Raw genomic sequence first — 4335 nt, 5'->3', positions numbered from 1 at the left:
TTATCCGGTACCGACGTCTTCTCGGCCTCTGTCAAAAGACGATCGACAAAGCGTGTGGAATGTCGCGATGCCAAAATCCTTCGGATCCGAGAAACTGCGACAATATCGGTGCCAACCCCGTAAATCATGACAGTCTTGCTTGACGCATCAGTTGTTTCATACGCGACACGGCTTCGGACAAACCGCACCACAACGCTTCAGCGACGATGGCATGACCAATGTTAAGCTCAACCATTTCCGGAATGCGCGCAATCGGTTCAACATTATGGTAATGCAGACCATGACCAGCATTGACCTGTAAGCCGATGCTGTGCGCATGCCGTGCAGCTTCTTCGATTTTGGCCAATTCGTGTCGCTGCGCCTCCCCCGCCGCTTCGGCATACGCACCAGTGTGTAGCTCAACAACTTGAGCCCCCGCCTGATAAGCAGCGTCAAGTTGCTTTTTGTCCGGGTCCACAAACAATGACACCTGGCATCCGGCGGCTTTGAGTCGCGCCACCGCATCCTGCACCTTCGGGAGCTGGCCAAGCACATCCAAGCCCCCCTCGGTGGTCAGTTCCTCGCGCTTCTCCGGCACCAGACAACAGTGTGGCGGCCGTACAGTTTCCGCAATCGCAAGCATTTCTTCGGTGATGGCCATTTCTAAGTTCAAACGTGTGCGAATGGATTCCATCAGCCTAGACACATCCCTGTCACGAATATGCCGCCGGTCTTCGCGCAGATGAACCGTAATCCCGTCCGCCCCTCCCTGTTCTGCCAAAAATGCAGCATGCACAGGATCTGGATACAAGGTCCCTCTCGCATTGCGAATTGTCGCGACGTGATCAATATTTACGCCCAACAATATCGTACCTGTGTGCTTATCGGTCATCACCACGCTCCCCTTGTTTTTTTTCAAGCCAGTATTTACGCAACATTTCTCGTGAATGAAGCGACCGCCCTTTCAGCAAATATTGAATCCGGGCAAAATTCAAACGTCGGGCAGCCAACGCCACGGCATCGTCCCAACGTTCTGCCAGTAAAGACACAATAACATTGCCTGGCACCCCTTGCTTATCATCCTGAGTTGGCGTCAATCCTTTTTCGGGAAGCCAAACATAATAATTGTCCGGCTTGAGTTTGACACCACGGCTGTCCACCTGATCAAGCCCATAACCAAGGCTTTCAAGCAGCTTCCACTCAAACTGCCTGAGCCCTAATGCTAAAGCACCATGACGAATGTGTTCCAAGGTCGACAGGTAATTGAACAACATATCATCAAGACAGGTCCAACGTTCGGTCAATTTGAGCAGCAGTTCGTTCATATAAAGTGCACAATACAACTGCTCGCCAACTAAAGTGATCATTGGTCCCTCGAGATCGGCACGAACCAGGCGCGGCAGTTCTCCCATACCCCGCCATGCGATGGCATACAACAGGCAAGGCTGACAGTTCTGGCGCCATTTCTTGCCTTTTGCCAAAGTCGCAAATCGTCCATGCTGTTCGCCCAACCACTCGAAGATGTGGCCAGATTCACCGAATGGTCGCACATGCAATAAAACGGCGCGCTCCTGCCCGTCAGACGTCGCGTGCATCACCGTTCGCTGTCGATCCCAAGACTACGAATTGCTCGCTCGTCATCAGCCCATCCTTCTTTGACTTTGACCCATAATTCCAGCCGTACGTGGCTGTCGAGCAGTCGCTCAATATCTTTTCTTGCGGCCATGCCAATTTTTTTGATGCGCTGTCCCTGTTCCCCAATCACTGCTTTTTTCTGGCCCTTTCGTTCGACCAGAATCAAGGCATGAATCTCGGCTCGATCGGGGGATGATTCGTCAAAACGTTCAATTTCAACAGTTGTTGAATAGGGCATCTCGTCGCCCAAAAAATGCATCAATTTCTCTCGTATTATCTCAGCCACCAAAAAACGAAGACTGCGATCGGTGAGATAGTCTTCCGGAAAAATAAATTCGCTTTCCGGTAGTCTCTGCTCTATTTCATGAAGTAACTCATCAAGATACTTATTTTTTAATGCGGAGCCTAAAACAACCGCTTCAAAATCGTACCGTTTGCTCAGCGCATCGATCATTGGTAACAGCTGCGCCTTGTCTTTAATACGATCGACTTTGTTGATAAACAAAATCACCGGACACGACACCGGCTTCAGGCAGGACAGCACACGTTCATCATCATCCGTCCAACGCTGGGCATCGACCACCCACACCACAACATCGACGTCCATCATGGTATTGATCGCTGCCCGATTCATCTGCTTGTTTAAATGCCTCACTTCCTGCCAGTGGATGCCGGGTGTATCCACAAAAACAAACTGCGTGTTCTCTGTGGTGTAGATGCCATGAATACGATGACGCGTCGTCTGAGGCTTTCTGGAAATAATCGAAATTTTCTCGCCAACAATTTGGTTCATGAGGGTGGATTTTCCGACATTCGGCCGACCCACCACCGCGATATAGCCAGCCCGCCTCGTCATCCCATTTGCTCCTCAATACTGCTCAGCACTTGTTCAGCGGCATTTTGTTCAGCACGCTTCCGGCTGGTATTTTCTGCTTGTGCTCTAAATGCCTTGCCCTGATAAACCGCTTCACACTCAACAAGAAAATGCGGCGCATGGTCCTCACCCCACTCCCGCAACAAGCGATAAACGGGTAGCTCGGCGCCATGGCGCTGAAGCCATTCCTGTAGTCGAGTTTTCGGATCCTTTTGTGCATCGGCAATTTTGAGCTGCTCGATTTCAGCCCCCAGCAAGGAGGCCATCACCGACTCGGCGGCCTGCGCACCGCCATCGCAAAACACGCCGCCAATTAGCGCTTCGACCGTATCCGCCAAAATCGAGTCACGCCGGTGTCCGCCACTCTTTAGTTCTCCTGGTCCAAGACGCAGGTACTGCCCAAGTTCAAGACGATGGCCAATTTTCGCCAGTGCCGTCCCCTTGACTACTCTCGCCCGAAGGCGCGACAACGTGCCTTCATCGGCCTCTGGAAAGCGAAAGAAGAGCTGTTCGGCCACCCATGCACCAAGTAGCGCATCGCCAAGAAACTCCAAACGTTCGTTATGGGCGCCTTTGGCACTTCGATGCGTCAGTGCCAGCTCTAGCCAATTAATGTCTTGAAACTGGTAATTCAGTCGTCTCTGAAGCGTACTAAGGTCGATCGTCATCGCGATGGAATCGTCGCTTCGTAATCAAAAACAAGCACGAAGTATAGGTTCGCAGCATAATGAACACGTGGTTCCCGGTGCCAAGTTAAATGATATTTACCGTCTCGCCCCCGCTTAATCTTGATGTTTTTGATATCTGGGGCGTCAACACTGCTGACCAGCAGCCGTTTCGCAATTCGATCACGAATTTCGTGCTTGTCGTATTGACCGGCCTCCGGTTCACTGGCCACTCCATTGATGGCTGACCGAATAGAAAAATGATCAAGATAAACCGGAACGAGGCGAATGGCCGCCAACACAAACACACCGAGCACCATCAAAGAGAGCAAAAGGCCAATGACGGTCATGCCTTGCTGGTACTTGGTTTCCTGGTAATGCAGTTTTGCTTGTCCAGTCATAAGGTTACTCCAGCGGTCCGATTCTTGAGAAATCAAACCAAGAATCCGCGCTCGTGTCAAAGTGCATCCAAATGAAATCAGCTCGACCCACTAAATACTTCTCAGGCACAAAACACCAGAAACGACTGTCTCGACTGTTCTCACGATTGTCTCCCATCGCAAAATAGTGGCCATCCGGGACAACCCATTCGCCATCTCCCACCATACATGCTTGTCTGGGAATCGGTCGTGTTAAAAAGGGATGATGCAAAATCTTGTGTTTGACCCCTAAAAGATCTTCTTCGTAGATGTCCCAACGTGATCCATCCCGTTCAACGTAGCCCCCTTTTGCGAGCAACTTGGTGGGAATCTGCTGAAGTGGCGGGCACGGTTTTTCCTGTCGACACGCTGGCTGTATAAACAGGGTTTGTCCTTTAATAACAATTCGGTCGCCCGGCAAACCAACCACGCGTTTAATGTAATCAATTTCAGGGTCTTCCGGATAATGAAAAACAAAAATATCACCCCGCTTCGGTTCTCCGATGGGCAAGATTTTCGCATCCAGGACGGGCAACCGAAGGCCGTAGGCAAACTTGTTGACAAGAATCATATCGCCAACTTCAAGGGTGGGTTTCATGGAACCAGATGGGATACGGAACGGTTCATAGATAAAAGAGCGTACCACGACAATTAACAAAAAGAGCCAGTAAACGCCACGTGAAAACTCCACCCAACCAGATTCGCGATACAAATATTTCACTGCTGGTTCGGCTATATCCGGAACACCGTCGAGCGCACGAGA

At 50.7% G+C, this 4335-nt stretch carries 6 protein-coding genes; all 6 read right to left on the bottom strand.

Annotated elements, in window-relative coordinates:
- Positions 1 to 124 precede the first annotated feature (124 nt).
- Positions 125 to 871 carry a pyridoxine 5'-phosphate synthase gene (locus tag D6694_01965; GenBank protein ID RMH47425.1) on the bottom strand — a complete coding sequence of 249 codons (747 nt, stop codon included), beginning with the start codon at positions 869 to 871 and terminating at the stop codon, positions 125 to 127.
- Complete coding sequence (locus tag D6694_01960) at positions 861 to 1574, bottom strand: hypothetical protein (protein ID RMH47424.1); 714 nt, start codon at positions 1572 to 1574, stop codon at positions 861 to 863. Before D6694_01960 ends, D6694_01965 begins: the two co-directional genes overlap by 11 nt.
- Complete coding sequence (locus D6694_01955) at positions 1574 to 2470, bottom strand: GTPase Era (GenBank protein ID RMH47423.1); 897 nt, start codon at positions 2468 to 2470, stop codon at positions 1574 to 1576. The genes D6694_01960 and D6694_01955 overlap by 1 nt, the downstream gene beginning before the upstream one ends.
- Complete coding sequence (locus tag D6694_01950) at positions 2467 to 3156, bottom strand: ribonuclease III (protein ID RMH47422.1); 690 nt, start codon at positions 3154 to 3156, stop codon at positions 2467 to 2469. Before D6694_01950 ends, D6694_01955 begins: the two co-directional genes overlap by 4 nt.
- On the bottom strand, positions 3153 to 3554 hold the full coding sequence (locus tag D6694_01945; GenBank protein ID RMH47421.1) for a DUF4845 domain-containing protein: 402 nt from the start codon (positions 3552 to 3554) through the stop codon (positions 3153 to 3155). The genes D6694_01950 and D6694_01945 overlap by 4 nt, the downstream gene beginning before the upstream one ends.
- 4 nt (positions 3555 to 3558) lie before the next feature.
- Positions 3559 to 4335 (bottom strand): signal peptidase I (gene lepB / locus D6694_01940; protein RMH47420.1); only part of this gene is annotated, 777 nt, incomplete at its 5' end.

The sequence above is a fragment of the Gammaproteobacteria bacterium genome (assembly GCA_003696665.1).
Lineage (GTDB): Bacteria > Pseudomonadota > Gammaproteobacteria > Enterobacterales.
The sequence above is the reverse complement of the archived record's forward strand: the minus strand, read 5'-3'. Positions and strand labels throughout refer to the sequence as shown.